The sequence below is a fragment of the Streptomyces sp. CB02414 genome, assembly GCF_001905385.1.
In the GTDB taxonomy this organism is placed as follows: domain Bacteria; phylum Actinomycetota; class Actinomycetes; order Streptomycetales; family Streptomycetaceae; genus Streptomyces.
On the sequence record NZ_LIPF01000018.1, the window covers coordinates 1 to 25,173 of the forward strand.

The window sequence follows — 25,173 nt, forward strand, 5'->3', positions numbered from 1 at the left end:
TGGTGGTGTGCGCGATGGTCTGTGCGGTCGTCGTCGCCATGATGTGCCCTCCCTGTTCCGGCGGCCCGCTCGCAGACCGGCAACTCGGCGGCTTCCCCCCGCACGGGAACGTATGCACAGAAGCGGAGATCTTTTCTGAGGGAGGGCTCACACGGAGTCGGCGGACGGTGTCGTGGCCGGGACGGGGGCTGCCCGTGTTCACCGTGCGCGATCGGGCGTTCGCAGCGCCAGCATGGCGACATCGTCGTCGTTGTCCTCGGGGCGGACCTGCTCCAGCAGCGAGTCGCAGAACGAGCCCAGGGGCCGGTGGGCCAGAGAGGCCGCGTGCCGACGCAACCGGTCCAGGCCGAGGTCGATGGAGCGGTGCGGGGACTCGACCAGGCCGTCGGTGTAGAAGAGGAGCGTGGCGCGGGGCGGCAGCACGGTGACCGCGCTGGGCCGGGGTCTACTGAATCCCGTCCCCAGGAGGATGCCGTGGGCGTCTTCCAGGTAGTCGGCCCGGCCGTTGTGGCTGACGAGCAGCGGCGGCGGGTGCCCCGCATTGGTCCAGCGCAGTCGCCACAGCGCGTCCTCGCCGACGGTGAGCGTGGCGAGGATTATGGTCGCCGTCGGCACTTCGGCGATGTGTTTCACCGCTTCGTCGAGTTGGGTGACGACGGCGCTGGGCTCGGCCCGGGGCTGGGCCCAGGCGAAGGCGCGGAGCATGTTGCGGACCTGGGCCATACCCGCCGCGGCGTCCAGGTCGTGCCCGACGACGTCGCCGATGACCAGGGCGTGCGAGCTGTCGGTCAGGGCGAAGGCGTCGTACCAGTCGCCGCCGACGGACGAGGCGTGCGGAGCCGGCACGTAGCGCACGGCCATGTCGACGCCGGGCACGGCGGGAAGTTGGGGCAGCAGGTGCCGTTGCATGGTCTCGGCGACCTTGCGCTGGCGCTGGTACAGGCGTGCGTTGTCGAGCGCCAGGCCCGCACGCCGGGTGATGTCCTCCAGCAGCGGGAGGTCGGCGGCGCTGAAGGCCCCCGGCCGCTGGGAGCGGCCCAGCGTCAGCGCCCCGATGGTGTCGCGCAGCCCTCGGATGGGCGCGATGACCGCGGAGTGTATGCCTGTCTCGGCGAACAGGCGCCGCTGTTCCACCGCGATGCCCGAATCGGGAGGGCCCTGGTAGATGGCGGGGCCGGCGAGAGAGGACGCGGCACCGCGCAGCGCCCGCGACAAGGGCATGGGCGACTCCTCGGGAACAGGCGGCATGGGCCCCTGCAGGTCCTCGTGTCCGATCAGGCTGCCGTCCTTGTACTCCATCACCAGCGCGCGCCGCACCTCGTCCCGCTCGGCGATCAGATCGATCACCGCCCAGTCCGCGAGTCGGGGCACCGTCAGGGCCGCCAGCCGGTGCAGGGCCTCGTCCGTGTCCAGGGTGGACGTCAGCTGCGTCGTCGTCTCGGCGAGCAGGGCGAGGCGGTCCAGTTCCGTCAGGCCCTCCGGGGCCCCGTCGAGGTCTTCCTCGGGCGCGCTCCGTCCCCGCCCGTACAGCAGGACCAGGGCGCCCGTGCTCCGGTGTCCGGACGAGTACGGTGCGACGCACCAGGCCAGTCGGACGAGTACGCCGTCCCCGCGGGCGAACCAGTCCGGGTCACCGTGCTCGGTCCGCCGGTCGCGCAGGGCCTCGCCGGACCGGCAGTGCGTACGGGGCGGGACCCGCCCGTGGCTGTCCCGGTGCAGCAGGTCATGGATGTCCTGCCCGACGAAATCCTCACGGCTCCGGTGCAGCAGGCTCTCGGCCGCCCCGTTGACGGAGACGATGACGCCGTCCTCATCGACGGTGAGGGCAGCCGCCCGCACGTCCTCCAGGGACGGGGCGGGCACGAGGTCGGGCCACGCCTGGTGCCTGGGCGTGGAAGCACCCCCGGGACCCGTACTGGTGACGTCCATGGCCCTCCTCGTGGGGACAGACACGCTCGACCTTCCGAGAAGGTACCTGATAGGGCCGTCCGGTACGGCGATCGTGATCCGCTGCTGCGCGAGGGCTGACGTCTGCGCCCCCGCACAGCCGGCACGTGCCGTCCCCGGTGGCACAGCAGCGAGGGTCTTTCCGTTCGATCTCCGTCACGAGTCCTGAGGCGATCGGCCGGCTCGGGGAGGGCCGCGTCCGCGGCCCCCTCGCACACGTAACCCGGGAACGTCCGTCGGAACCCCGGTCGATCGCCGTCGGCGATACCGGACCCGACGCGCACGCCGTGCTCCGCCACCGGAAACAGGCCGCCCGTGCTTCGCCCGCGCGATTCCTGGGACTGCCGGAACCAGTGGCGGCCCGGACACCTGAGATCGAGGCGCGTCAGTCCCGGTTGAGGAGTTGGAGACCGCCTCCCGAGTCTGGGGACTCTCGGGACGGACAGAGGTCGACAACGCCCGAGCGAGCATGGTCCTTCACGGGTTCGGAGAAGAGGCCGAGTCCCCTGCCGACGTGCTGTCTGTCCTGTTGCGTCGCTGCTTGATGCGTTCGAGCCGTGCGCGGCGTGCGAGACGCTCGCGGCTTTCCCGGCGCCCGCCGATCATCGCGATGACGGCCGACGCGGGCAGGAGGATGCTGCCCGTCCCGCCGATGAGGATGAGGAGCCAGGCGTCAGTGGCGGCTTCGGCGGTCTGTTCCGCCGCCACGTCCTCCGGGGTCCCGCTACCGCTCATGACGACACACTTCTCAAGGGCGGGATCGCAGCCATGAGGGCCGGCGTCGTCGAGCTGCGTGATTCCGAAGACGAGCAGCGCGACGGCTGCGACTTGCCACGCGAGCACGGCCAGGGTCGCGGGTATCACCTTCGTCGCCATGATGCTCACCCCGCTTCTCTCCCGTACCGACCGGCGGACACCTGGTGTCGACCCCGCGCATCGCCCACCGAACGTACCCGCTCCAGCCCTGGCCGCGGTAGACGAATCAAACGCCCGGAATCATGCTGTGGCCGGCAGGGGAGCCGAGGCCGCACTGCGAGGACGTGCACCTGTACGGGGGCACCGGACTCCGTCAGTCACCGACCGAGAGCCGCGGCGCCCGCTGTCCCGGTCAGGCCCGACCAGGCTCGTCAGGAAGTTCTCGAACCATGCGGCCGAGCCCACACCGTCGGGCGAGTCGCCCACGGCAACGGGGGGGGGGACAAGTCGCCAGTTACGGGATCAGGAACTCCAGCTCGGGCCGGTCCCATGCCACCGCGGGCGGGTTCGCGGAGGCCGTTCCGGTGGGCAGGGCGCCCACACTGCGGTAGAAGCCCTCGGCCGGAGGATGCGACACCACCCGGACACGGTCCAGCCCTGCGGCGCGGGCCTGGGTCTTCATGTGATCAACAAGCAGCCGCCCGATGCCGCGGCCCTGCGTACCGTCCTGTACGAAAAGCAGGTCCAGCTCTGGCGGCACGAGGACCAGCGCATAGAATCCGAGTACCCGTCCGGTGACATCATTGGCTTCGACGGCTACGAAGACCCGGTGGTTCTCGATGTAGTCGGGTCCGACACGATAGCCGGAGACCATCGCCGCGTACTGTCCCTCGTAGGCGCGCGAGCCGCGGACGAGCCGCGTGAGCCGCTTGGCGTCCCGGGCGACCGCCCGGCGTACGAAGGTCTCGCCGCGTACGGACGGGATACTCGATTGCACACGGAGCATGCTACGCGTCCGCAAGGGGCCGGGGCTCCACGCTCCCTCACCGGAGGCCTCCCGGCGCACCAGGAGGCCAGTTGTCAGTCAGCCGGATCGCCACGCTGACCTGGCTACGATGCCGCTGGTTCGCGCTCCGGTCGCCGCATCGGCAGGATGGGGGAATGACCGAGATCCGCACGCCCCGTCTCCTTCTGCGCCGCTGGCTGGAGGACGACCTCGTCCCCCTGTCCGAGATCCATGCCGATCCGGCGGTCATGCGGAACATCGGTGACGGCAGGCCGCGCTCGACGGGGCAGACCGCCGGGGACATCGAGGCGTGGGAGGAGGAGTGGGACGACGAAGGATTCGGGGTGTTCGCGGTCGAGCTTCTGGGTTCCGGTGAACTGGCGGGTGCGGTGGGCCTGACCGTGGCCGCTGAGCCGGACGAGGTAGCCGGTCAGGTCGCGGTCGGCTGGCGGCTCGGGCGGGTGTTCTGGGGGCAGGGGTATGCCTCCGAAGCGGCGCACGCCGCTTTGGAGTTCGCCTTGCAGGACCGCGGTCTCGAGCGGGTGGTCGCCGTATTGCGCACGGGTGACAGTGCCTCCGCGGCAGTGGTCGACAAGCTGGGCATGCAGGCGGAAGCTGCGGTACAGCACCCCGTCCACGGTTACGACCTGAAGGTGTTCGGGATTGACCTGACGCAGTATCAGGAATAGGCGCGGGGGTCGGCCTCGTAACGGGTGATCCGGGCTGAGGCTGACTCTTCGCGAGTGGCGAAGCGGCGTTGGGGGCGACAGTGCCCCCTGCTCCATTCTCTCCGTCAGTCCTTGCCGATGACGACCACCTCGTCCTCGGCCGTCCACCGGCGCCGCTCGCGTTTGGGCGGATTGATCCGCACGCCGTAGCGGGGGCTCGTCGACGAATCGTCGTGGCTGCGGTATCCGATGGCGCACTCGCCGCGACGGCGTGCCGCGGCCACGACCGTGGCGAAGAACGTCTCACTCCCCGGCAGCACGTAGTCACTCGCCGACCGCAGGCGGACCCCGGCGCCTTCGGCGGAGAACAGTTCCTCGAACACCGCCGCCAGGTGCCGGTTCTGGGAGATCTGGGACATGAGCAGGCCGATGAGTTTGCCGCTGATGATCACGTCGGCTGCGGGGCTGATGGGGGCCAGCGCCCGGTTACGATCGTCGATCAGTTCAGTAACGACCGGCAGGTCGCGCCCGGTCGCCTCTTCCAGTTGGCGCAGCAGCAGAAGGGTGACGAGCGTGCGATTGTCGGGATCGTCCGGCGGGTGTCCCGGGACGGGGTCCCGGCCCAGCACGATCACGCTGTCGTAGGAGTGGACGTCCAGGCGCCGCAGGGTCTCGGGACGGGTGATGTCCCCGTGGTGCAGTGCCAGGCTCAGGCCGTTCCCGCTGTCCGCGTCGGCCTCGCTCACCTGGCGGATCGTCGCTTCGCCCCGTTCCGCCACCACGTCGACGACTGAACCGGGCCGGGTGCTCCGGTGCAACTGGTCGACCATGAGTGGCGCTCGGCGGTTCCAGCCCAGTAGGAGAATCCGCTCCGCCGGCGCGGGCATCGAGGGGCGGGAGGCCATCGCGACCTCCTCCGCCAACCCCGCACAGTCCTCCAGCCAGGCCGTGTCGTCGTCGCGGGTGATGACGACGAGCAGGTCGTCCCGGGCGATCGGCGTCTCCGGCGGCGGGTTGAGCAGAGGGGTGCCGCGTCGCATCAGCCCGACGACGCTCGACGTCGAGTAGGACAGGAGGACATCGCCGAACGGGCGGCCGGTCAGGGCCGGCTCGCTGATGAGGTAGAACTCGTCTCCGGCGAAGTCGAGGAGTTCCTGATGCACGAGGGAGATCCCGGGGCGGCGGGCGGCCTGGACGATCAGCCGCGCGGTGACGGTGTCGCTCTCCAGGACGACGCCGCCAGGCCCGGCGGCGAGACAGGCTGCCAGGCGGTACTGGTCGTCGCGGACGGCGGCGACGACGGGCGGACACGGCTCCGCCCCGGCCAGCGCGGCCCGCAGCGCCAGCAGCGTCTTCACCACCTCCGCGTCGGCGTCCGGCTCGTCAGGGGGCAGGACCAGCACGACACCGGCCGTAACCGGGCTGGTCAACGGCAACACGGCCGGGTCGGTGGTGGGGCCGCTGCGGCAGATCAGCCGCGTACGGCCGAAGGAGCCCACTTTCGTACCCAGTGCCTCTTCCATGACGGTCTTGTCCCGGTCGGCCAGTACCACAACCGCCGCGCCGCGCTGGTTGGCGTTGGCGGCCACCAGTTCGCTCACCACCGTGAAGACCTGCTCCGACCATCCCAGGACCACGGCGTGCCCCTGTTCGAGCACGGTGGAACGGCCCCGCCGCAACGAGGTGAGCCGCTCCGTGAGCGCCGTCGTGATCAGGCCGACGAGCGTGGAGACGTACAGCAGAGTGACCAGAGCGAGCAGCACCGACATCATCGCCCGCAGCGGCGTACCCGTCGCACCGCCCAGCCGCAGTGTCTCCCCGGTGAGACGCCACACCTCCGCCAGCCGCTCCGCCAGGGACGGCGGGGCATCAGGGTCGGTCCACACCAGCACCGCACTGGTCGGCACGACGACGGCCAGACACAGCATCGCCATCCAGCCGACGAGAGCGGCGGCGCCGCGGGCCAGAGTGCTGTCGAACCAGTAACGGGCTCTGTCACCGAACGGAGTCCGCCGCTGCGCCACCCTTCCCCCCCTTCCGTCTCCCCGTGCTCCCATGAGGCCACGTCGGCACCGCATGAACGATGCGCCGCGCGGGCCTGCCGGAGAGCGCGGACGTGGACACGCATGTCGCAGTGTGGGATACCGGCCCGGGCGGCAGCCGGAGTTCGAGCAGTGTTCATCCCTTCGGGTGCCCCAGTCACTCATGGCGGCGGACCTGCGGAGACGCCGGACTCGCCACCGTCTTGGCTCCTTCGAGTCAACGTCGGAGCGAAGAGCGGACGCGTCGTGTGAGCGGCGTGACCGACCCCGCCTGACGCACAGGGCGCTCAAGGCGGCGTCCATTGCCGCGACCGAGGAGAAGGAGGTGCGCGTGGGCCTTGGGCCGGCCATGCCGTCGCCGAACGGGGGAAGGCGTGGCAGTAGGACCCGGTACGAAGGTGTGGCAGCCGTCTGTGCTTGGCGAGCGCGGGCAGGGAGGATCGACAGTGGACGAGTCGTCAGTGCGGGCGGTGGGCTGGGCGCGCTCGCTGCCCGTGGATACCGAGCCGAAGGCGGCACGCGACTGGGCACGCGAGCATCTGAAGGCCCTCGGCTGGTCGGACAGCCTCTCGCGGACGGTGGACGACGTCCTGCTCACCGTCTCCGAGCTGGTCACCAACGCGCACATCCACGCCCACTCCACCGCCCGTCTCGTGCTGGCCTGGGACGGCCAGTGCCTGCACATCACCGTGCACGACGACAGCGTCGCCCTGCCCAGTCCACGCGAGCCCAGCCGTGACCGCCTCGGCGGACGCGGCATGTTCCTGGTCGACGCTCTGGCCGATGCCTGGGAAGTGCGTCCGTGCCCTCGCGGCAAGTCGGTGACTGCCTGTTTCTGTCCGTCGGCCGCCTCGGCCGACTCCGACTGACATGTGCACCGGAGGAAAGTGAGCACACGGCGAGAAGGGTCGGTCGCCAGCGGGTGAACCATTCCCGGCGGCGGCCGCCGGAAGTACCGTGTGTCGTCGGCCGCGGCCCACGCCATCGGGTTCCTCCGGCTGAAGGCGCCGTGCACGACGGGGTCCGAGCCGGTGTTGGCCTGTCCCGGCAGGTGCTTCCGCCTCTCGTCGGGCCCGGAAGGAGAAGAATGACCGGCATCCAGTACATACCGGATACCGCGGACGGCACGCGGGGTGGCAGGGCCGTCGGTGAGCGGGCGGTACGCATACGGCGTCGTCTGGAGCGTCTGATCGGCATCGCGGCCACCGAAGGAAACGAGCTGGTCGCCCTCCGTAACGGCGACGAGATTTTCCCTGCCATGCTCGACACCATTCGCTCCGCCGAGCACACGGTGGACATGATGACCTTCGTCTACTGGAAGGGCGCCATAGCCCGCGACTTCGCGCACGCCCTGGCACAACGGGCCCGGGACGGGGTCAGGGTGCGGCTGCTGCTGGACGGTTTCGGCAGCCGGCTGATCGACAAGGACCTGCTGGAGGAGATGGACCGGGCAGGCGTACAGGTGGCCTGGTTCCGCAAGCCGCTGTACCTGTCGCCCCTCAAGCAGAACCACCGCTGCCACCGCAAGGTGCTGGTCGTGGACGAGCAGGTGGCGTTCACCGGCGGCGTCGGCATCGCCGAGGAGTGGTGTGGGGACGCCCGCAATCCGCGCGAGTGGCGGGACACTCATGTGCAGGTGCGCGGTCCGGCCGTGGACGGCATCGCGGCGGCGTTCGCGCAGAACTGGGCCGAGTGCCACGACGAGCTCTTCGACGACCGTGACCGGTTCACCGGCCATCGCCCGCAGGGCGACGCCGTGGTGCAGGTGGTGCGCGGCTCGGCCAGTTTCGGCTGGCAGGACATGCAGACCCTGATCCGGGTCATGATCGAGTCGGCCGAGGAACGCTTTCGACTGGCCACCGCATACTTCTCCCCGGACACCTACTTCGTCGAGCTGCTGTGTGCCGCCGCACGACGGGGCGTAGAGGTGGAGATCCTGCTGCCCGGCCCGCACACCGACAAGCGGGTCTGCCAGCTGGCCGGGCAGCATCATTACGAGGACCTGCTCGCGTGCGGAGTGAAACTCCACCAATACCAGCCGACGATGATGCACGCCAAGGTCATCACCGTGGACCGCACGGCGGCTCTCGTCGGCTCGACCAACTTCAATCGGCGCTCGCTCGCCCATGACGAGGAAGTCATGCTCGCCGTCCTGGACGAAGGGTTCACCGCGACCCTCGACGCCCACTTCGATGCCGACATGGCGGAAAGCCGATCCATGCAGCGGGGCCGCTGGAGAAGACGCTCCCTGCTCCAACGCGCCCGCGAGTGCGCTGTCCAGCCCATTCGCCGATACCTGTGACGACCCACCGGCGCTGATCGGGTTCGCTCAGCGGAGCTCGGTGTCGTGAATCGGGCGCAGGGTCGGCTCCCAGCTCTTGGCTGGGCCCAGCCGCGGCCGCGTGTCCGCCCTTGTGGCAGGACAACGAACAGCCCCCGAGTTGGGCGCTCTCTCCCGAGCACGCGGTCCGCGAACTCGACGCGATCGACGTGTGCAGACGCTGCCTGACCGGCTGGCGCAGGCGGTCGAGGCTCGGCAAGTGCACTTGCCCAGCATGGGCGTGATTCCCGGCTCTTTGGGTTGGGACATCGCGGCGGCGAGTATTTCCGCACCGCGCGCAGTGCGGGCCGTAACGAATCGACGACCCGTATCCGCGCGGCCCGCGCGGAGCTGCTGGAGCCCGACCTGACCCCGCCGGAGCTGGTGGAGTTCTTGCTGCACGGGGCGCTCTCGGGGCACACCGAGTGAGCGCCGGAGACGGCGCCTAGGGAATACGGCCCGGCCGTCCCGCAACCCTCGAGCGGCCCGGTGGGACCGTCCGCGGGGACGGACCCGTAGGCTGCTCGAGTCCGGCGAACCGCCCGCTGAAGGGAAGCAGCCCCCCCGTGTTCCAGCAGACTCCCGTCTACGATCGCCTCGTCGCCGAACGCGGCGACATTCCCGTCCAGGTCCGCGGCGAAGCCGACCGGATACACCGCGATCTGGCACAGATACTGCACCAGGCAGCCGCCAACCCGCCGAGTGCGCCGCAGAGCGTGTTCGAGCCGAAGACGCCGCCCAGCGCCCAGTAGGCCTGGGCTGTCGGCTTGCCCTGTCCCGGCAGACGGCAGACGGCAGACATCGGCGCCGGGCTCTGAAAGCCCCCATGCTCATCGACCGGGTCGCTCACGCACTGGCCCGGTGGCGGTCGGTACCGGCGCTGCACCTCCAAGGGGTGTTGTGCACGGGGACAGCGACCGTCGTCGATCGCGCGGGCACCGAGCGGGGTGTGCCGTGGCTGGACCGCCCGGCGCCTACCGGGTGACGGTGCGCTGGTCCCGTGTGCTGGGCCTGCCGAGAGGGCTGCCGGACGGCACGTCGGTCATCGCGTCACGTGGCTGCCCGAGGACTCGTCTCACCGGTTGCGCAGCAGGAGCAGGGCGATGTCGTCGGTGTAGGTGTGCCGCGGAACGGCGAAATGCAGCAGGTCGTCGGCGAGATCGCTGATGTGCTGACTGCTCGCGGTGGTGAGGTGCTGGGCCAGGGAGTCGATGGATTCGGTGATGTCGGTGTTCGGTGTCTCCACGAGGCCGTCGGTGTAGAGGGCCAGAAGCGATCCGGTCGGCAGGGGACTGGTGGTGACCGGGTAGTCGGTTCCCGGCGTCGAGCCGATGCCCAGGAGGGGGCCGGGCTCCACGTCGATGACACGGGTGTGCGGTGTGGGCGCCACGGTGCGCAGGAGCGGAGGAGGGTGCCCCGCGCTGGCGAGGCGAAGGCGTTGGGCGGCGAGGTCTATGTGGATGTAGAGACAGGAGACGAAGAGGTCTGTTTCCAGGTCCGACAGAACGCGGTCGGTGCGGACCAGGACTTCCTCGGGGTGCGCGCCGGCGGTGGCGTGGACGGCGGTGCGGACCTGTCCCATGAGGGCGGCGGCGTTGATGTTGTGTCCCTGCACGTCTCCGATGACGGCGGCGGCAGTGGTGTCGCTGAGACGGATCAGGTCGTAGAAGTCACCGCCGATGTCCATGCCGTGCGCGGACGGCAGGTAGCGGGCGGTGACGTCGAGGCCGGGGACGCGCGGCAGGGTCGTCGGCAGCAGTGCCTGCTGCAGGCCGTGGGCCAGGTCGTGCTTGGCGTCGTAGAGCAGGGCGCGGTCCATCGCCTGGGCGATGAGCCCGCCCAGCGAGACGAGCACGGCGCGTTCGCCGGCACCGAAGGAGTGCGGCTCGTCGTAGGACAGGACGCAACAGCCGACGCGCCGGTCGGACACCACCAGTGGGAGGAACGCCCATGCCTGCTTGCCGCTCAGCGCGGGGGCCCTCGGATAGGCCCGGGCCATCTCGTCGGGGTCGGCGAAGAAGGCCGGAGTGGCGTTGCGCAGCACGTGACCCGCGGGTGTCACGTCCGTCTCCAGGGGCAGTCCGTCGAGGCGGGCGATGGTGCGCGGGTCGTACCCGCGCTGGCCAGTGATCTTGAGGCGTCCGGAGTCGGCGGCCGAGACGACCATGGCCTGGGCTTCGAACGCGGGCAGGATCTGGTCGGCCACCACGTTGATCACGTCAGCCGTGGTGACGGTCTGGCTGAGCGCGGCCGACAGATGGATCAGCTGGTGGACCCGCCCCGTGGCGGGTCCTGCCGGAGAGGTGAGCGGGGCGCTGATAGGAGGTGGTGGCCCGTCGGGCGGGTGCTGGTGGTCCTTGTTGCGAGAGACGAGGACGCTGATGCCGCTCTCGTCCGGGTAGAGCCGGAAGTCGAGCCAGGTGCCGGGCGGGCGCAGCGCGGTGAAGGCGACGGGCTCACGGCTGAAAACCGCCGCGCGGTAGTGCTCCTCGTGGACCGGGTCGTCGAGCCACGGCACAGCCTGCCACGGCATGGTGCCCAGGAGACGGTCGGCCGGGCGGCCCAGCAGTTGTGCCGCGGCGTCGTTGAGATACGCGACGCGTCCCTCCAGGTCGAGGCTGAGCGCGCCGACGGGCAGTCGCTGGACCAGGTCGACGGCGGCGACCTGGGCCTGTGCCGAAGCCATGTCGGGCCGTCGCAGGGGCACGGTGCGCGGCTGGTCCGGGAGGGCCCACGAGGCGGGTGCCTGGTCCAGTACCTGGGTGAGGCGCCGTGCGCTGGACTGGATCTGTCCGCGTTCCCGCGGGGTCAGAGACGGCGGGTGACTCCGGGACCACACGAGCACCATCGCCCCGTAGCGGCGGACACCGTGCAGGGGCGCGAAGGCCGCCGCGAACTGGTAGGGCATGCCGGCCGCGGCGTTCGGGTACACGCGGGCGAGGTCCTCCTGGCGGCCGACCCAGACCAGGTGGTCTTCCCGCACAGCTTCCGACAGGGGCCCTGCGGCCGATATCGCCACCCGCCGCCACGGGGCCACGGTCGCCGTCGGCATGCCGCACACCGCGGCCAGACCGAGCATGGGTTCCCGTGCCGCCAACAGGTACAGGCCACCTGCCAAAGCCCCCGTGCGACGGACCGTGGCGCTGAGCGTCTCGTCCAGGGAAGCCGTGTCGCCGTCGCGGACAGGCAGGTCATCACTCACATATACGACGGTATGCCAACTCGGGCGTTCTTGGTGGTGCGGCCGACTGCCGACGTGACCGCGCGGAAGGCGCGCCTGCGTCCTCTTGAGGAGCCCTGACGCGGCGTTTCCAGTCATTCGATGCCGCCGCGTTCTTGCGCGCGCCGGCTTCCGGCGCTCCGCCGCTCGCCGTGCCTGGCCGGCAGGCTGGAGCGGTCGCGCGGGCGACACTGTCCTGTGGCCTCACCATCCAGGCGCTGGACATGGACCGCCCTCGCCGGCCGGGACACTCCGTACTACGACGACCTGATCCGCACCTGCGCCGACCGCATCGAGGAGGCCTCGCCCGGCGTGCGGGCCGAGGGCCGCGACTACGGCAAGGTGCCGGTGGGGGAAGGCGCTCGCGTCCGCGGCCCGCACACCGACGTGGGGCGCCACCGACATCGCCCTGCTGTCGGTGGTGCGGGACGGCAGGACCGTCACCGGGGAGTGGGGGCAGAAGGGCGGCTTCGAGGGCGCGCCCGTGGCGGCGTCCGAGAAGACCACGAGCATGACAGTCGCCAAGCTGTACTGACCGGGCGGCCACCGGAGGGCCCGGGTCGTCCTCCGCCACGGGGTAGGCAGGACGACCCGGTGCCGTTCATGTTCCGGGGCACGCGTTCAGGTGCCAGCGGCCAGGTGGCAACTACGGCCCCAGTTTCCTTACAGGGGCGGTACTGTATGGACAACGTCGCGTGCCGGTGGCAGACCGTGTCAGGTATGGAGGCGCCGAATCGAAGGAGGCCGACGATGTACTCGTCGTACCCTTCGCTCTCGCGTGACTGAGCGCGAGACGACCAGGCTCGTCGCCTGGAGCCATGAACTCCGTCGGGTGCACCACCGACTACGAGAAGCGTTGTCCGTCACCCGGGCCTCCCTGGCCGAGGGCACTCCCGGTCAGGCGGCCACGCGGGAACTGCTGCTGTACTGCCACGGCTTCTGCGCGGCTCTCGACGGCCACCATCAGGGTGAAGACCGCACCCTGTTCCCGGCCATAGCGGCCGCGCACCCCGAGCTGCGCCCGGTACTGCGCAGCCTGGAGCAGGACCACTCGATGATCGCCCACCTGCTCGGTGGTCTCCGGGCCGCGGTCGACCGGGCCGCGCCGCCCGAGGAGCTCGACCAGCACCTCGAAGGCATCGCAGCGATCATGGAGAGTCACTTCCGCTACGAGGAACGGCAGCTGCTCACGGTGCTCGAAACCCTTGAGCTGGCAGCAGTCCCCGGGGAGGTACTGGGCCCGATATGACCCTGGACCAGGCCCTCCGACGCCCGCCGCGGCCCGCGTAATCGAAGCCTGACCGACCTCACCGTGCACGTGACCGACTCCGTATCGTCCCCCCGCCGCCCACGTGTCCGACCGGTCGGCGACCGGCCTGCACGGGCCTTCGGCACGCACGACTACCGGTACGGCGGCGGAGACCCACTGCCGGACCGGAGGCCCGATCGCCGCCTGGGCCGGACAACCGCGGAAAGGAGCGGGCGGCGGCCAGGAAGCCCAGCGTCGTCAGCACGAACGGCCAAGTGAAGGCGTGCCCGCCGGACGGCGAGAGCAGCGCGGCGACGGTGGGGGTCAGAGCCGTCGCGGTCGCAGCGCCGAGCAGGGCGTAGAACAGCGTGGCCGGCGCCGCCGGAAGGAACACCCCGCACAGGGCGAGCGCGACCAGCACCGCGTTGTAGCCCATGGTGCCGTCGGCGATTTGCTCGGCCGGCGCACCGAGCGCCCAGGCGGTCATGATGCCCGTCACGCTGCCCGCGCAGGCGATCAGCCCGGCCGTCCGGCTTGCGAGGAAGACGCCCGAGAGCACCAGCGCCCCCACGTGCCACAGTTCCAGGAAGAAGAGCTGGGACACGTTGTGGAAGAAGGCCGGCGCCAGCTCGTCCAGATGCAGGGCGGTCCGCCCGGAGGCCGAGCCGGGCAGCGCAGCGAGGCTGTCACCGAACGGCCAGATCTGCCGGAAGGCGGGTGCGGCCACGATCACCGCGATCGCCAAGAGGCAGTACGGGAGGGTCAGCGGCGGCAGATTCCAGACGCTCAGCAGACGGACCGTCGCCGCCGTGGCGATGGTGACCACGATGCAGCTCGCGGCGGCGAGGAGCGCCGTGGCAGGCCGGTCCCGGCTGAGGAAGACGGCGAAGCAGAGGGCGAGCAACGCGGAGTTGAAGCCCTCGAGACCCGCCTCTCGGCGGTCGTGTGACCCGCCGAGCACGCGGGCGGTCCAGGTACCCAGGGCTGCGCCCCCCACCGCGTACGCGGCGAACCGCCAGTCGGCCACGCACAGGGCCGCGGCGAAGACGGCCCCCGTCCAGGCGTTGGCCTGGAACACCACCTGACCCAAGCCGCGCAGCACCTGCGCGCAGAAGCCCGGTGCGTGTGTGGAACGCCCCCACCACCGGGATCGTACCGACCGTCGCACGCCCCGCCCCCCGATCCTTCTGCAAAGCGATATTGAGTTTCCGCAATACGATATCGGGTGGGTGCGGCGAAGCGCAGCTCGAGATTCCGGGTGGGCGGGGCAGACTTGCGCGTTGATCGTTGATCCGGCTTCTCGCGTCAGGGGGACGTGTGGTCCCCTCGTCACCGGCGGGCTGCGGCACGCAGGGCGAGTTCGGCCTGTTCGAGGGCGGTCACCGGGCTGTTGTCGTCGAGGCCGGGCACGCAGACGACGTCTCCGGCGTCGAGGGAGGCCAGTGAAGCGTCGATCACCTCGCCGACCGGCGCCCCGCCCTCCTCGTGCACCGCCGACTCCCGCCCCGGGACGGGTTCCCGGCCACGCGAGCGGTGGAATTCGGTGGCCGTCAGACCCGGGCACAGGACCTGGACGCGCAGGGGAGTGCCGGCCAGTTCGGCGGCGAGGGTACGGGTGAAGGTCACGACGAACCCCTTGCTGCCGCCGTACACCGCGCGCTCGGACAGCGGACCCGGCGCCAGGGAGCCGGCGAACGCCAGCTGTGAGGCCACGTTGACGAGAGTCCCGTGGCCGCGGGAAAGCATGGCCGGCACCGCCGCGTGTGTCAGCACGGTGACGGCTAGCACGTTGACGTCGAGCACCTTGCGCAGCAGGGGCGGCTCAAGTTCGGCGAACGGGCCGTAGCCGTTGATCCCCGCGTTGTTCAGCAGGAAACCGATGTCCTCTCCCGCGGCGCGTTCGGCGATCCGGGCGAGATCTCCGGGGGCCGAAAGGTCTGCCACGAGCGTCTCCACCGTCGTGGCTCCCTCCGCGCGCAAGCGGTGGGCGAGGTCGTCGAGACGGTTCGCTCGCCTGGCCACGAGGACGGTGTTCCACCCCCGCTTCGCCAGCCGCCGCGCGTAGGCAGCGCCGATGCCCGAGGAAGCACCTGTCACCAGGGCCGTACTCGCCGTCTTCCCTGCTGTGTTCACGGCCTGTTCGCCTCCTTCCGCGCCGGGGCCACGGCGTGACGCCCGCGGGCGGGTACCCGCGCCGCCGTACGGCGCACCCCCCTTTGCCGGGTGCCGGGTGCCGGGGCATCGGCCGGGCCTGGCCTGCGCGTTTCCTGCGCGAGGCGATGGGCTGCCTCGCGTTCACTCATGAGACTGACGCGTGTGAGTCATGCCGGGCGATCCGGCCTCCCCAGGCTCAGCGAAGCTGCCGCGCCGGACGTCCATCAACCTGGCGGGCGAAATAACACCAGTGCGGAACTTTGCGCCGTTATGCACGGCGCATAAGCGTGGGTGAGAGCACCCGATGAACACTAAGTGCGCCCTCCCGGTTCCGCTGGGTGACGGAAATGATGAGCGCACCGCGACGGGCCAGGTGGTCCGCGGTCCCCTGCCGCCCGGCCAGGGGCGGTGACGGAAGGAGCTCACGGTGTTGCTTCTCATCTCTCCGGACGGTGTCGAGGAAGCCCTCGACTGCGCGAAGGCGGCTGAGCACCTCGACATCGTCGACGTCAAGAAGCCCGACGAGGGCTCCCTGGGCGCGAACTTCCCGTGGGTCATCAGGGAGATCCGCGACGCGGTACCGGCGGACAAGCCGGTCTCCGCCACCGTGGGAGACGTTCCGTACAAGCCCGGCACCGTGGCGCAGGCCGCGCTCGGCGCGGTCGTCTCGGGGGCCACGTACATCAAGGTCGGTCTCTACGGATGCACGACGCCCGAACAGGGCATCGCGGTCATGCGCGCGGTGGTCCGGGCGGTGAAGGACCACCGTCCCGAAGCGCTCGTCGTCGCCTCCGGATATGCCGACGCGCACCGCATCGGCTGTGTCAACCCGCTCGCCCTGCCCGACATCGCCGCCCGCTCCGGCGCCGACGCCGCGATGCTCGACACCGCGGTCAAGGACGGCACGCGGCTGTTCGACCACGTCCCGCCGGACACCTGCGCCGAGTTCGTCCGCCGCACCCACGCCGCCGGCCTGCTCGCCGCCCTCGCGGGCAGTGTCAGGCAGGCCGACCTCGGCCCGCTGACCCGCATCGGCACGGACTTCGTCGGGGTGCGCGGAGCGGTCTGCGAGGGCGGCGACCGCAACGCCGGGCGCATCCGGCCGCACCTGGTGGCCGCCTTCCGGGCCGAGATGGACCGGCACGCCCGCGAGCACCGGGCCGGCGTCACCGCCGCGAGCTGACCGCCGGTATGCCGAGCCCCGAACACGGCCACGCTCCCGAACAGCAGCCCGCCCGTCTCGCGGTCGTCGATCCGGCCACCGGAACGGCCTTCGACGAGGCCCCCGAACAACAACCGGACGTGCTGGACGCCGCCGTCGACCGGGCCCGCCGGGCCTGGTACGGCTGGCGTGCCGATCCCGATGCCCGCACCACCGCGCTGCGCTCGGCCGCCGACGCGGTCGAGGCGGCCGGGGACGACCTCGCCCGGTTGCTCACCCGGGAACAGGGAAAGCCCCTGGCCGAGTCGCACGCGGAGGTCGCCCGCACGGCGGCCCGCCTGCGCTATTTCGCCGGCCTGGCTCCCCGGACCCGGCGCATCACCGACGGCCGGCCGGTGCGCAGCGAGGTCCGCTGGCGACCCCTCGGACCCGTCGCCGCGATCGTGCCGTGGAACTTCCCCCTCCAACTCGCGGCGGCGAAGTTCGCGCCCGCGCTCGCCGCGGGCAACACCATGGTCCTCAAACCGTCCCCCTACACCCCGCTCGCCACCCGGCTGCTCGGGTCCGTCCTCGCCACCGCCCTGCCCGAGGACGTGTTGACCGTCGTCACCGGCCGCGAGCCGCTCGGCGCCCACCTCGCCTCCCACCCCGGCATCCGCCACGTCACCTTCACCGGATCGGCGCCCACGGGCCGGGCCGTCGCCAAAGCGGCGGCGGCCTCGCTCGCCCGGGTCACCCTGGAACTGGGCGGCAACGACGCCGCCGTCCTGCTGGACGACGTCGAAGTGGACCGGATCGCCGACCGGCTGTTCTGGGCCGCCTTCCGCAACTGCGGGCAGGTCTGCATGGCGGTCAAGCGCGTCTACGCACCGGTCCGCCTCCACGCACAGGTCGTCGAAGCCCTCACCGAGCGCGCCAAGGCCGTCGTCGTCGGGCCCGGTCTCGACCCCGGCACCCGGCTGGGACCGGTCTCCAACGCCCCCCAGCTGGCCCGGGTCGAGCGGATCACACGGCGCGCTCTGGCGGACGGCGCCCGGGCGGCGGCCGGAGGTCACCGGCTGGACGGGCCGGGCTACTTCTTCGCCCCCACGATCCTCACCGACGTCCCGCCCGACAGCCCGGTGGTGACCGAGGAGCAGTTCGGGCCGGTGCTGCCGGTGCTGCCGTACCGGAGCCTGGACGAAGCCGTCGACGCGGCCAACGGCACGGGCTTCGGCCTGGGTGGCTCGGTGTGGGGCACCGACCCCGACCGGGCCGAGGCGGTGGCCGACCGGCTCGAATGCGGCACGGTCTGGGTCAACCACCACGCCGAACTGTCCCTCGCTCAGCCCTTCGCCGGCGTCAAGGACAGCGGCGTCGGTGTCGCGGGCGGGCCGTGGGGACTGTACGGCAACCTCCGCCCGTTCGTCGTCCACCGGCCGCAGGGGGAGTGACGGTGAGCTTTCAGGCGGCCGTACTGCGCTCGTACGAGGATCCGTTCACGGTCGAGGAGGTGACTCTGGGGACGGAGCCCGCCGCCGGCGAGATCCTGGTCGAGATCGCCGGCTGCGGGATGTGCCGGACCGATCTGACCGTCCGGCGCTCGGCCGGCCGGAGCCCGCTGCCGGCGGTGCTCGGCCACGAGGGCTCCGGGGTGGTGGTGCGGACGGGCGGCGGCCCGGACACCGCGATCGGCGTGGGTGACCATGTGGTGCTGAGTTTCGACTCCTGCGGGAACTGCCGCAACTGCCGCGCGGCGGCCCCCGCCTACTGCGACTCCTTCGCCTCCCTCAACCTCTTCGGCGGCCGTGCGGAGGACGCGCCGCGGCTCACCGACGCGTCCGGGATGGCACTGGCCCCCCGGTGGTTCGGCCAGTCCGCCTTCGCCGAGTACGCGCTCGTCTCCGCCCGCAACGCCGTCCGGGTCGACCCCGCCCTGCCCGTCGAACTGCTCGGGCCGCTCGGTTGTGGCTTCCTCACCGGAGCCGGAGCTGTGCTCAACACCTTCGCCGCCGGCCCGGGCGACACCCTTGTCGTGCTCGGCGCGGGCGCCGTGGGCCTGGCCGCGGTGATGGCGGCCACCGCCGCCGGGGCACCGTCCGTGGCCGTGGACCGGCACCCCCGTCGCCTGGCGCTGGCCGAGCAGTTCGGCGCGGTCCCGCTGCCCGCCGGAAAGTCCGGACTGGCCGAGCGGATCCGGCGGCTCACGGACGGCGGCGCGCGGTACGCCCTGGACACGACCGCCTGCGCCCCACTGATCAACGAGGCGCTGCGCGCACTGCGCCCCACCGGCAGCCTCGGCCTGGTGGCACGGCTCCACACCGCGCTGCCGCTCGAACCGGGCACGCTCGACCGGGGCCGCAGCATCCGCCACATCTGCGAGGGGGACGCCGTGCCCGGGCTGCTGATACCACTGCTGACCCGGCTCTGGCAGGCCGGACGCTTCCCCTTCGACCAGCTCATCCGTACCTACCCGCTGGCCGACGTCAACGAGGCCGAGCGCGACTGCGACGCGGGCCTCGTGGTCAAACCCGTCCTGCTCCCGCCCGCAAAGAGCCGGTGAGCACGGCCCGCAGCACCGCGGTCCTCACCGCACCCGACGAGCAGGAAGCTCGCGGCTCCCACTTCGCCAACGGAGGAGACATGACCGGCACGGCGCCGCAGCACATGGACGTGGAGAGCGTGGACGGAGGTGTAGGTCTGACGGCCTTCCTGGTCGCCGCCGCGCGGGCGATCGAGACCCACCGCGACGACAGCCTGGCCGAGGACGTCCACGCGGAACACTTCGTGCGCGCCGCCCCGGCGTGCGCGGACTGGCCGGTGCGCATCGAGCAGGTCCCCGACGGGGACGGCGACCCGCTGTGGGGACGGTTCGCCCGCTACTTCGGCCTGCGGACCAGGGTCCTCGACGACTTCCTGCTCCGGTCGGTCCGGACGGGCCCCCGGCAAGTGGTCCTGCTGGGCGCGGGGTTGGACACCCGTGCCTTCCGGCTCGACTGGCCGTCGGGGTGCGCGGTCTTCGAGATCGACCGGACGGGCGTACTGGCCTTCAAACAGCAAGTGCTCACGGATCTGTCGGCCATCCCGAAGGCGGAGCGCGTTCCCGTCCCGGTAGATCTGCGCGCGGACTGGGCCGGCGCGCTGACCGCGGCGGGCTTCGACCCCACCGCGCCCAGCGTCTGGCTGGCCGAGGGACTGCTCTTCTACCTGCCGGGTCCCGCCGAGTCGTTCCTCGTCGACACGGTCGACAGGCTGACCACCGGCGGCAGCGCGCTGGCCTTCGAGGCCAAGCTCGAGAAGGACCTGCTGGCGTACCGCGACAGTGCGATCTACACGGCGACGCGCGAGCAGATCGGCATCGACCTGCTCCTCCTCTTCGACCAGGGGCCACGGCCCGACTCCGCGGGTGACTTGACGGCCAGGGGCTGGGACACCTCGATGCACACGCCCTTCGACTTCACCCGCCGGTACGGGCGTGGTCCCCTCCCCGAGCCGAACGACGCGCTGGAGGGGAACCGGTGGGTCTTCGCGCGCAAGCCCGCGCCCTGACGTTCGCGGCGCTCACGACGGCGTCCGCACGCGCTGGAGAGCGGGGCCTGCGCGGGCCCCGCTCGGGATCGCTGCTGACGCGCGACGTCAGACGGCCTGGGCGCCCACCAGGTGGTCGCCCGGAATCCCGGCCATGTCCGGCGCGTAGTAGTCCTCGATGCCGGCGGCCCACGTGGCCACGGGAATGCGGTCCGCAGCGTCCGGACCGAAGGCGTCGAACAGTGAGTGGATGTTCGCCTCCTCGAATCCGATCGCCTTCATCAGCGAGACGAAGAGGGGGCGCTCGATCAGCCCGTCCCCGTCGGGATCGCCGAGCGCGGAGAGCGCCCGGGCGAACTCTGCGATGGTGGGACCGAAGCGTTCGGGGTCGAGCACGAACGGACGGAACTCGTCCACGGTGATCACGCCGTCGCCGTTGGCGTCCAGTTCAGCGGCGAGTGTCGTCCAGTAGCGGCGGAACGCAGCCCGGATGGCGGACTTGGCGCTGTCGTCCGACGCGGCTGCCACCTCCACGACGCGGTCGGTCATCAGGTCGAAGTCGTCGGAGTCGATGACTCCGTTGCCGTTGGCGTCGAAGAGGGAGAAGACCAGCTCGACCCGCTTGGCGGCCTCGTCTCGCATTCACATCACCTGTCTTCTGCGGCCCGACGATCGCGGGCCTGGCCCAATGAGCGCCTCTACGCGACCGGGCGGGGCAGGACGAGAACGTCCTGCCGCCCCGATGTGCGTATCAGCTATGTCCTATAGGACTCTTACAAATCGGTGTACGGTCCCGATCTCCTCTTTTGGTGGTGCAAGGACTGCACGATGACCGTCTGCGACAAGTCGGAGGCCGGTGCTGTCACAACTGGACCGCTCCGTCGATCCCGTTCGCCGGCTCGGCCGGCCTCGCACGAACCCCGACAGCATCGAGGCCGACGAAGCCTGCGCAGTCGTCCCTGTCGCGGGAAGATCCGTGGCGCCGCTCGGTGCCTTGCTCGTCGTCGCTCGGTCGCCCCATCGCGTGGGACGGCGAGCGAGCGACAGCTGTCGTGCAGGACGAGACGCCAGTTCGACGGCTGGTGCGAACGGCCGCCCGCCGTGAAGGGAGAGGGGGCGCGCAGACGGACGCTCAGCCGTTCCGGTCCGCAGACTTGAGGCGCAGCGCCGAGACGAGGAAGAAGACCCCGCCGAGGAAGGCGTACCCGGCGAGATTCGTGAGTGTGGCGCCGTCCTTGCCGGCCTGGAGGAAGAAGCTCGCTCCGGCCAGGGTGGAGATGGCCCCGCTCGCGATCATCGGCCATTGCCCGCCCATCCGGCGCCGGACCACTCCCACGGCGAGCTGCGTGATGCCCGCCGTGACAGCCCACACCCCCCACACCCGCAGGACGGCGGGGATGCCGGCGGCGAGTGCGACCGCCAGGGCGACGCCGGTGAGGACGCTGAGCCCGATGTTCACCCACAGCCTCGTGACGGCGCCGTCCGCCGCCCGCGTCGACCGCAGGTCGACCACTGCGCAGGCCGCGTCGAAGAAGGGATAGAGCACCAGCAGCGTTCCGCTGAGCGGGCCCAGCGTGTCCGCCGTCGCGAACAGCAGGGCCGCCCAGACTGCTGCGAACGCGAAGCGCGAGAGGTACAGCCTGCGCAGGGCCACCGACATCTCGGTCGGTGCGGTGGGAGGGGAGTGGTCGACGACGGTGCCCATGGCGTGTATCCGCCTTCCATGGCGAGGGAGAACGTTCGGTCTCTTTCATCTTTGGGTGTCCTGCGCCACGTGTCAAGACCGAACGTTCTCCCTCGGCGGTAAGGTGGCGCTCATGAGCCGGAAGTCAAGAGAAGGCAGCACCTCCGAGGCCCGAGCGCGGCTGCTCGGTACGGCGGTGAGGATTTTCTACGCCGAGGGGATCCATTCCGTCGGCGTTGACCGGATCATCGAGGAAGCTCAGGTGACCCGGGCGACGCTGTACCGTCACTTCTCCGGGAAGGAGGATCTCGTCCTTGCCTATCTCGAGGAGGCGGACCAAGGCATCAGGGCGCAGCTGTCGGCCGCACAGGCCGGTGCTCGGACCCCTGGTGACAAGGTGCGGGCGGTCGCACGTGCCATCGCCGAGGGGATTCGTTCGGAGGGCTTCCGCGGCTGTGCCTTCCTCAATGCCGTGGCCGAGTATCCCGATCCGGCGCACCCGATCCACCAGGCCGTTCTCGCGCACCGGCAGTGGTTCCTCGACACCGTCACGGAGATGCTGGCACACGTCGGTGACGCGCCCGCCGAGGCAGCGGGGCGGCACTTCGTCATGCTCCGGGACGGAGCCATGGCCGCAGGGTGCCTCTCCGATCCCGGACTGATCACCGAGACGTTCGTGGAGAGTGTCGAGGGGATCCTGCAGGCGCGTTCCGCGGTGCACGCGGCGGATTGAGTCGGGCTGGGTGTCTGGGCGTACTGCAGGTACTCATCGCTGCGACCACCCGTGGCCCTACTCGGTGAACTGCGTCGTGGCCGCCCGGCTGGTGCTGGTTCATGCACCCGGCGCACTTTTCGGCCTGAGGCTTGAAGTGACAGCGCGCTCATGCGGGGGGGGGGCGACCGTCGACGAGCCCGTTACCGGGTCCGAAACCCTGCACCATGTTGAAGCTACGGCGACACCGGTGTCGGCAGGGCCCACCGCCGCGATGTTGCAGGCGTACAGCGCGGTGCCGACGGCACCGGCGACGACCAGACCGGAGGAGTACGACCGCGTGCGCCGGTTGCTGTGATCAGGACAGCACCAGCTCGACCGGGCGGATCGACGTCCGCTGGGCAGGGTGAAGAAGGGCTGAGTCCGACCGATCGCGTATGTCTTCCTCTCGGCGCACCCGTCCCGCTGGCCGCGTTGTCGGCCTGCCGCCGTCACCGGCCACCTGGGTCGGCGGCGGGTGTGAGGGAGAAGACGCGGACGTGGCGGCCGCTGTGCCTGACGTACTCGTCGAAAACGGGCATGACTTCGAGGATTCGGTACCGGGCCTCCTCCTGCTGGCGAGCGGTGAGCAGGTGAGCGTGGACGGGAATGGATGCGCCCTGCCAATCGATCACGGCATGGGGGTCCCGCAGAAGGTGACAGGACCAGGCCGGGTGGTGGCGCCGTCCGAAGTTCGTAGCCATGACCAGGAATCTTCCGGAGGTGTCCTGGCCGGCGATCAGGGGGGTGAGGTGAGGTGTGCCGTCGCGGCGGGTCGTCCGCAGAACGGCGGTGGAGGACAGCATGCGGCTGGGCATCCAGCGGCTCCTGGTGAAGCGGTGGGCCAGCAGGTCAAGAGGTGGGAGCAGGCGCGGCCCCCAGTGCCGCAGCAGCCAACTGTTGCCCACGGCGGTCAGGAGGCTTCGGTGGAGGCGTGTTGCGGCCCGCGCAGCCGGGCGACGGCGCTCGGGTGTCACTCGTTCTCTCCACGGTCACGGGTCGGCCGCGGACCGTCGGTGGGGAAGGGGTGGCCTGTCAGGTGTTGCGACAGTTGCCACAGGCGTTCGGTGGCGCCTGGATCGGTGGCGCGTCGCGCTGCTCGGGTGAGGACGGGTGGTCCAGAGCACTCCCATCGGCCGCCGGGGCCGAGAAGGTCGCCGCTGCCGATGCACGGGTCGGTGGCGGCTCGCAGCAGTGACAGTGCTGCCTGTTGCGGGGAGTGCCAGCGTGCTTGCAGCCGTTCCAGCACACGGGCCTCCAGGTGGCGCGCGTCTGCGCGCAGGGCGCGGGAGCCCAGGGTGGTACTGACCAGGCCGGGGTGGGCGGCAATGGATCGCAGCGGCAGGTCGCGGGCCTCGGCGAAGGCGTGGAGGCCGCGGGTGAACAGCAGGTTCGCCAGTTTCGAGTCGAAGTACGCCGTCCATCGGTGATAGCGGCGTGGCGTCGCCGCCTGGTCGGCGCGGAAGCGGCCGAGCCAGTGGAGTACCGAGGTCACGTTCACCACCCGTGGCTGGGGCGCGTTGAGCAGCGCCGGCAGCAGATGACCGGTGAGGGCGAAGTGGCCGAGGTGGTTGATGGCGAAGTGGGCTTCGTGGCCGTCCGCGCTGCGGGTGGGGGGCAGGGCGGCGACCCCGGCGTTGTTGACCAGGATGTCCAGCCGCCCGCCGGTCAGGTTGAAGATGTCCCTGGCAGCTCGGCGTACCTGCGCCAACTCGGCCAAGTCGCACGGGACGTTGTCCACGCCCTGCCCTCGCTGCCGCAAGGCGCTCGCTGCCGTGCGTCCATCGTCTTCTGCTGCGGTGCAGAGCGTGAGGACGTGAGCCCCGTGGCGGGCCAGGTACTCGGCGGCCACCAACCCGATTCCCCGGCCGGCGCCGGTGACCACCGCCGTCTGCCCGGACAGGTCGGGAACCAGGGACAGCGACCACCCGCCCCTTGGGCGGGCCCAGCGCCGCCACGGCGGAGGAAGCACGGCAGGATCGCGTCCGGACGAGGCATCAACCATTTTCCGGGCCTGCTGATCGTCAGTCACGTCAGGCTCAACGACGGCCGCCACCGGGAGTGGCGCCTCAGGTCCGGTCGGGGGGAAGACGCCGGCGATGGCTGAGTTGGCGGCTAGCCGGCCGTGCGTGTGAACGGACCGGGTCACAGCGGTAGGTACACGGTGGCCGTGCATACCGCGGTGCCCAGACCGGCCCCCAGGAGAACCTGTGCCGGTGTATGGACACGCAGGTGCAGGCGGGACCAGGCGATCGCTGCGACGAGCAGATACAGTACGGCCCCCCACACATGCACCTGGAGCGTTACGAGGGTGATGCTGGCTGCGGCCGAACTGGTGTGCAGGGAGATGTTGCTGGCCGAGGTGCAAGCCAGTACCAAGGTGGTCAGGAGCAGGGCGGTACGGCCGAGTGCCAGCAGAGCCGGAGGTGCGCCCAGGTGGCCGCAGACCAGCCACACGGCAGCCGCAGCGATGAGACTCATGCCCAGCAGCAGCAACCGTGGCCCGCGCTGGGAGGGCACGGGACTCGGCCACCACCCCATGCGGGTGCCCGTGGTGGCAAGAGCGGCACACAGCAGCGCCCAGCTTCCGCTTCCCCCCAGCCCCCACAACAGCCCGTAGGGGTGCGGCCGGGTGAGGTGCCAGCCGACTGCGGCGCCGGCCACCACGGGCAGCAGCGGCGGGGTGAAGCACGTGCTGAGCAGCCGTGCCCACCATGTCCGGTCGTATTCCACAGTGATCATCAGCACGACCGGTGAACGAGCGGTT

At 70.9% G+C, this 25,173-nt stretch carries 22 protein-coding genes and 2 pseudogenes; 12 read left to right on the top strand and 12 right to left on the bottom strand.

Annotated features, from left to right (window positions below; genetic code table 11):
• Window positions 1-198: 198 nt before the first annotated feature.
• From AMK11_RS36160 to AMK11_RS36175, 3 genes are all read right to left on the bottom strand, one after another.
• A complete protein-coding gene (locus AMK11_RS36160; protein ID WP_073732380.1) occupies window positions 199-1,929 on the bottom strand; it encodes a SpoIIE family protein phosphatase in 1,731 nt (576 codons plus the stop codon).
• Window positions 1,930-2,424: 495 nt separating this feature from the next.
• Entirely contained in the window at window positions 2,425-2,823 is a 399-nt protein-coding gene (locus AMK11_RS36165) for a hypothetical protein (RefSeq protein WP_143194624.1), read from the bottom strand.
• A 334-nt stretch (window positions 2,824-3,157) separates the two neighbouring features.
• Window positions 3,158-3,640 (bottom strand): GNAT family N-acetyltransferase, encoded by a 483-nt coding sequence (locus AMK11_RS36175; RefSeq protein WP_241847180.1) that lies wholly within the window; start codon window positions 3,638-3,640, stop codon window positions 3,158-3,160.
• A 164-nt stretch (window positions 3,641-3,804) separates the two neighbouring features.
• On the opposite strand from AMK11_RS36175, the gene AMK11_RS36180 reads away from it, so the two are divergent.
• Entirely contained in the window at window positions 3,805-4,338 is a 534-nt protein-coding gene (locus AMK11_RS36180; protein ID WP_073732384.1) for a GNAT family N-acetyltransferase, read from the top strand.
• Window positions 4,339-4,442: 104 nt separating this feature from the next.
• On the opposite strand, the gene AMK11_RS36185 is transcribed toward AMK11_RS36180, so the two are convergent.
• Window positions 4,443-6,341 carry a CASTOR/POLLUX-related putative ion channel gene (locus AMK11_RS36185; protein WP_073732385.1) on the bottom strand — a complete coding sequence of 633 codons (1,899 nt, stop codon included), beginning with the start codon at window positions 6,339-6,341 and terminating at the stop codon, window positions 4,443-4,445.
• A gap of 464 nt (window positions 6,342-6,805) precedes the next feature.
• Here AMK11_RS36185 and AMK11_RS36190 point away from each other — a divergent pair, with 464 nt between their 5' ends.
• The 4 genes and pseudogenes from AMK11_RS36190 to AMK11_RS36205 all read left to right on the top strand — a co-directional run bounded on the left by AMK11_RS36190 (window position 6,806) and on the right by AMK11_RS36205 (window position 9,431).
• Window positions 6,806-7,228 (top strand): ATP-binding protein, encoded by a 423-nt coding sequence (locus AMK11_RS36190; protein ID WP_073732386.1) that lies wholly within the window; start codon window positions 6,806-6,808, stop codon window positions 7,226-7,228.
• A 218-nt stretch (window positions 7,229-7,446) separates the two neighbouring features.
• Entirely contained in the window at window positions 7,447-8,661 is a 1,215-nt protein-coding gene (locus tag AMK11_RS36195) for a phospholipase D-like domain-containing protein (RefSeq protein WP_073732387.1), read from the top strand.
• A 143-nt stretch (window positions 8,662-8,804) separates the two neighbouring features.
• Window positions 8,805-9,108: pseudogene (locus AMK11_RS36200) on the top strand (TetR family transcriptional regulator); the annotation flags it as partial.
• Between the two features lie 137 nt (window positions 9,109-9,245).
• Complete coding sequence (locus AMK11_RS36205; RefSeq protein WP_073732388.1) at window positions 9,246-9,431, top strand: hypothetical protein; 186 nt, start codon at window positions 9,246-9,248, stop codon at window positions 9,429-9,431.
• Between the two features lie 323 nt (window positions 9,432-9,754).
• Here the strand turns inward: AMK11_RS36205 and AMK11_RS36210 are convergent, their stop codons facing one another.
• Window positions 9,755-11,881 (bottom strand): SpoIIE family protein phosphatase, encoded by a 2,127-nt coding sequence (locus tag AMK11_RS36210; protein WP_443333934.1) that lies wholly within the window; start codon window positions 11,879-11,881, stop codon window positions 9,755-9,757.
• Window positions 11,882-12,154: 273 nt separating this feature from the next.
• Between AMK11_RS36210 and AMK11_RS36215 the strand changes: the two are divergent.
• Both AMK11_RS36215 and AMK11_RS36220 read left to right on the top strand, forming a co-directional pair.
• A pseudogene (locus tag AMK11_RS36215) lies at window positions 12,155-12,434 on the top strand (hypothetical protein); the annotation flags it as partial.
• Between the two features lie 243 nt (window positions 12,435-12,677).
• Window positions 12,678-13,148, top strand: coding sequence for a hemerythrin domain-containing protein (locus tag AMK11_RS36220; protein ID WP_073732389.1), 471 nt, complete (start codon window positions 12,678-12,680; stop codon window positions 13,146-13,148).
• Window positions 13,149-13,206: 58 nt separating this feature from the next.
• Here the strand turns inward: AMK11_RS36220 and AMK11_RS36225 are convergent, their stop codons facing one another.
• Together AMK11_RS36225 and AMK11_RS36230 are read right to left on the bottom strand one after the other, a co-directional pair.
• A complete protein-coding gene (locus tag AMK11_RS36225; RefSeq protein ID WP_398566415.1) occupies window positions 13,207-14,316 on the bottom strand; it encodes an urea transporter in 1,110 nt (369 codons plus the stop codon).
• A gap of 161 nt (window positions 14,317-14,477) precedes the next feature.
• Window positions 14,478-15,281 carry an SDR family NAD(P)-dependent oxidoreductase gene (locus AMK11_RS36230; RefSeq protein WP_073732391.1) on the bottom strand — a complete coding sequence of 268 codons (804 nt, stop codon included), beginning with the start codon at window positions 15,279-15,281 and terminating at the stop codon, window positions 14,478-14,480.
• Between the two features lie 448 nt (window positions 15,282-15,729).
• Between AMK11_RS36230 and AMK11_RS36235 the strand changes: the two genes are divergently transcribed.
• The 4 genes from AMK11_RS36235 (at window position 15,730) to AMK11_RS36250 (ending at window position 19,992) form a co-directional block, all read left to right on the top strand.
• Window positions 15,730-16,485 (top strand): (5-formylfuran-3-yl)methyl phosphate synthase, encoded by a 756-nt coding sequence (locus AMK11_RS36235; RefSeq protein ID WP_073732392.1) that lies wholly within the window; start codon window positions 15,730-15,732, stop codon window positions 16,483-16,485.
• Between the two features lie 8 nt (window positions 16,486-16,493).
• Window positions 16,494-17,897: an aldehyde dehydrogenase family protein gene (locus AMK11_RS36240; protein ID WP_073732393.1), complete on the top strand. Its 1,404-nt coding sequence runs from the start codon at window positions 16,494-16,496 to the stop codon at window positions 17,895-17,897.
• A gap of 2 nt (window positions 17,898-17,899) precedes the next feature.
• The gene (locus tag AMK11_RS36245; protein WP_073732394.1) at window positions 17,900-19,006 is read left to right on the top strand and encodes an NAD(P)-dependent alcohol dehydrogenase; all 1,107 of its coding nucleotides are present in this window, start codon (window positions 17,900-17,902) and stop codon (window positions 19,004-19,006) included.
• A gap of 80 nt (window positions 19,007-19,086) precedes the next feature.
• Window positions 19,087-19,992 carry a class I SAM-dependent methyltransferase gene (locus AMK11_RS36250; protein WP_073732437.1) on the top strand — a complete coding sequence of 302 codons (906 nt, stop codon included), beginning with the start codon at window positions 19,087-19,089 and terminating at the stop codon, window positions 19,990-19,992.
• 87 nt (window positions 19,993-20,079) lie between these two features.
• On the opposite strand, the gene AMK11_RS36255 is transcribed toward AMK11_RS36250, so the two are convergent.
• Together AMK11_RS36255 and AMK11_RS36260 are read right to left on the bottom strand one after the other, a co-directional pair.
• Window positions 20,080-20,613, bottom strand: coding sequence for an EF-hand domain-containing protein (locus tag AMK11_RS36255; protein WP_073732395.1), 534 nt, complete (start codon window positions 20,611-20,613; stop codon window positions 20,080-20,082).
• Window positions 20,614-21,103: 490 nt separating this feature from the next.
• Window positions 21,104-21,676, bottom strand: a complete 573-nt coding sequence (locus tag AMK11_RS36260) for a hypothetical protein (protein ID WP_073732396.1) — start codon at window positions 21,674-21,676, stop codon at window positions 21,104-21,106.
• A 112-nt stretch (window positions 21,677-21,788) separates the two neighbouring features.
• Between AMK11_RS36260 and AMK11_RS36265 the strand changes: the two genes are divergently transcribed.
• The gene (locus AMK11_RS36265) at window positions 21,789-22,388 is read left to right on the top strand and encodes a TetR/AcrR family transcriptional regulator (RefSeq protein ID WP_073732397.1); all 600 of its coding nucleotides are present in this window, start codon (window positions 21,789-21,791) and stop codon (window positions 22,386-22,388) included.
• Between the two features lie 470 nt (window positions 22,389-22,858).
• Here AMK11_RS36265 and AMK11_RS36270 read toward each other — a convergent pair whose 3' ends face one another.
• From AMK11_RS36270 to AMK11_RS38080, 3 genes are all read right to left on the bottom strand, one after another.
• Window positions 22,859-23,224 (bottom strand): nitroreductase/quinone reductase family protein, encoded by a 366-nt coding sequence (locus tag AMK11_RS36270; protein ID WP_079187926.1) that lies wholly within the window; start codon window positions 23,222-23,224, stop codon window positions 22,859-22,861.
• 155 nt (window positions 23,225-23,379) lie between these two features.
• On the bottom strand, window positions 23,380-24,438 hold the full coding sequence (locus tag AMK11_RS38075; protein WP_158071014.1) for an SDR family NAD(P)-dependent oxidoreductase: 1,059 nt from the start codon (window positions 24,436-24,438) through the stop codon (window positions 23,380-23,382).
• Window positions 24,439-24,551: 113 nt separating this feature from the next.
• Window positions 24,552-25,148, bottom strand: a complete 597-nt coding sequence (locus AMK11_RS38080; RefSeq protein WP_073732399.1) for a phosphatase PAP2 family protein — start codon at window positions 25,146-25,148, stop codon at window positions 24,552-24,554.
• Window positions 25,149-25,173: the final 25 nt, after the last annotated feature.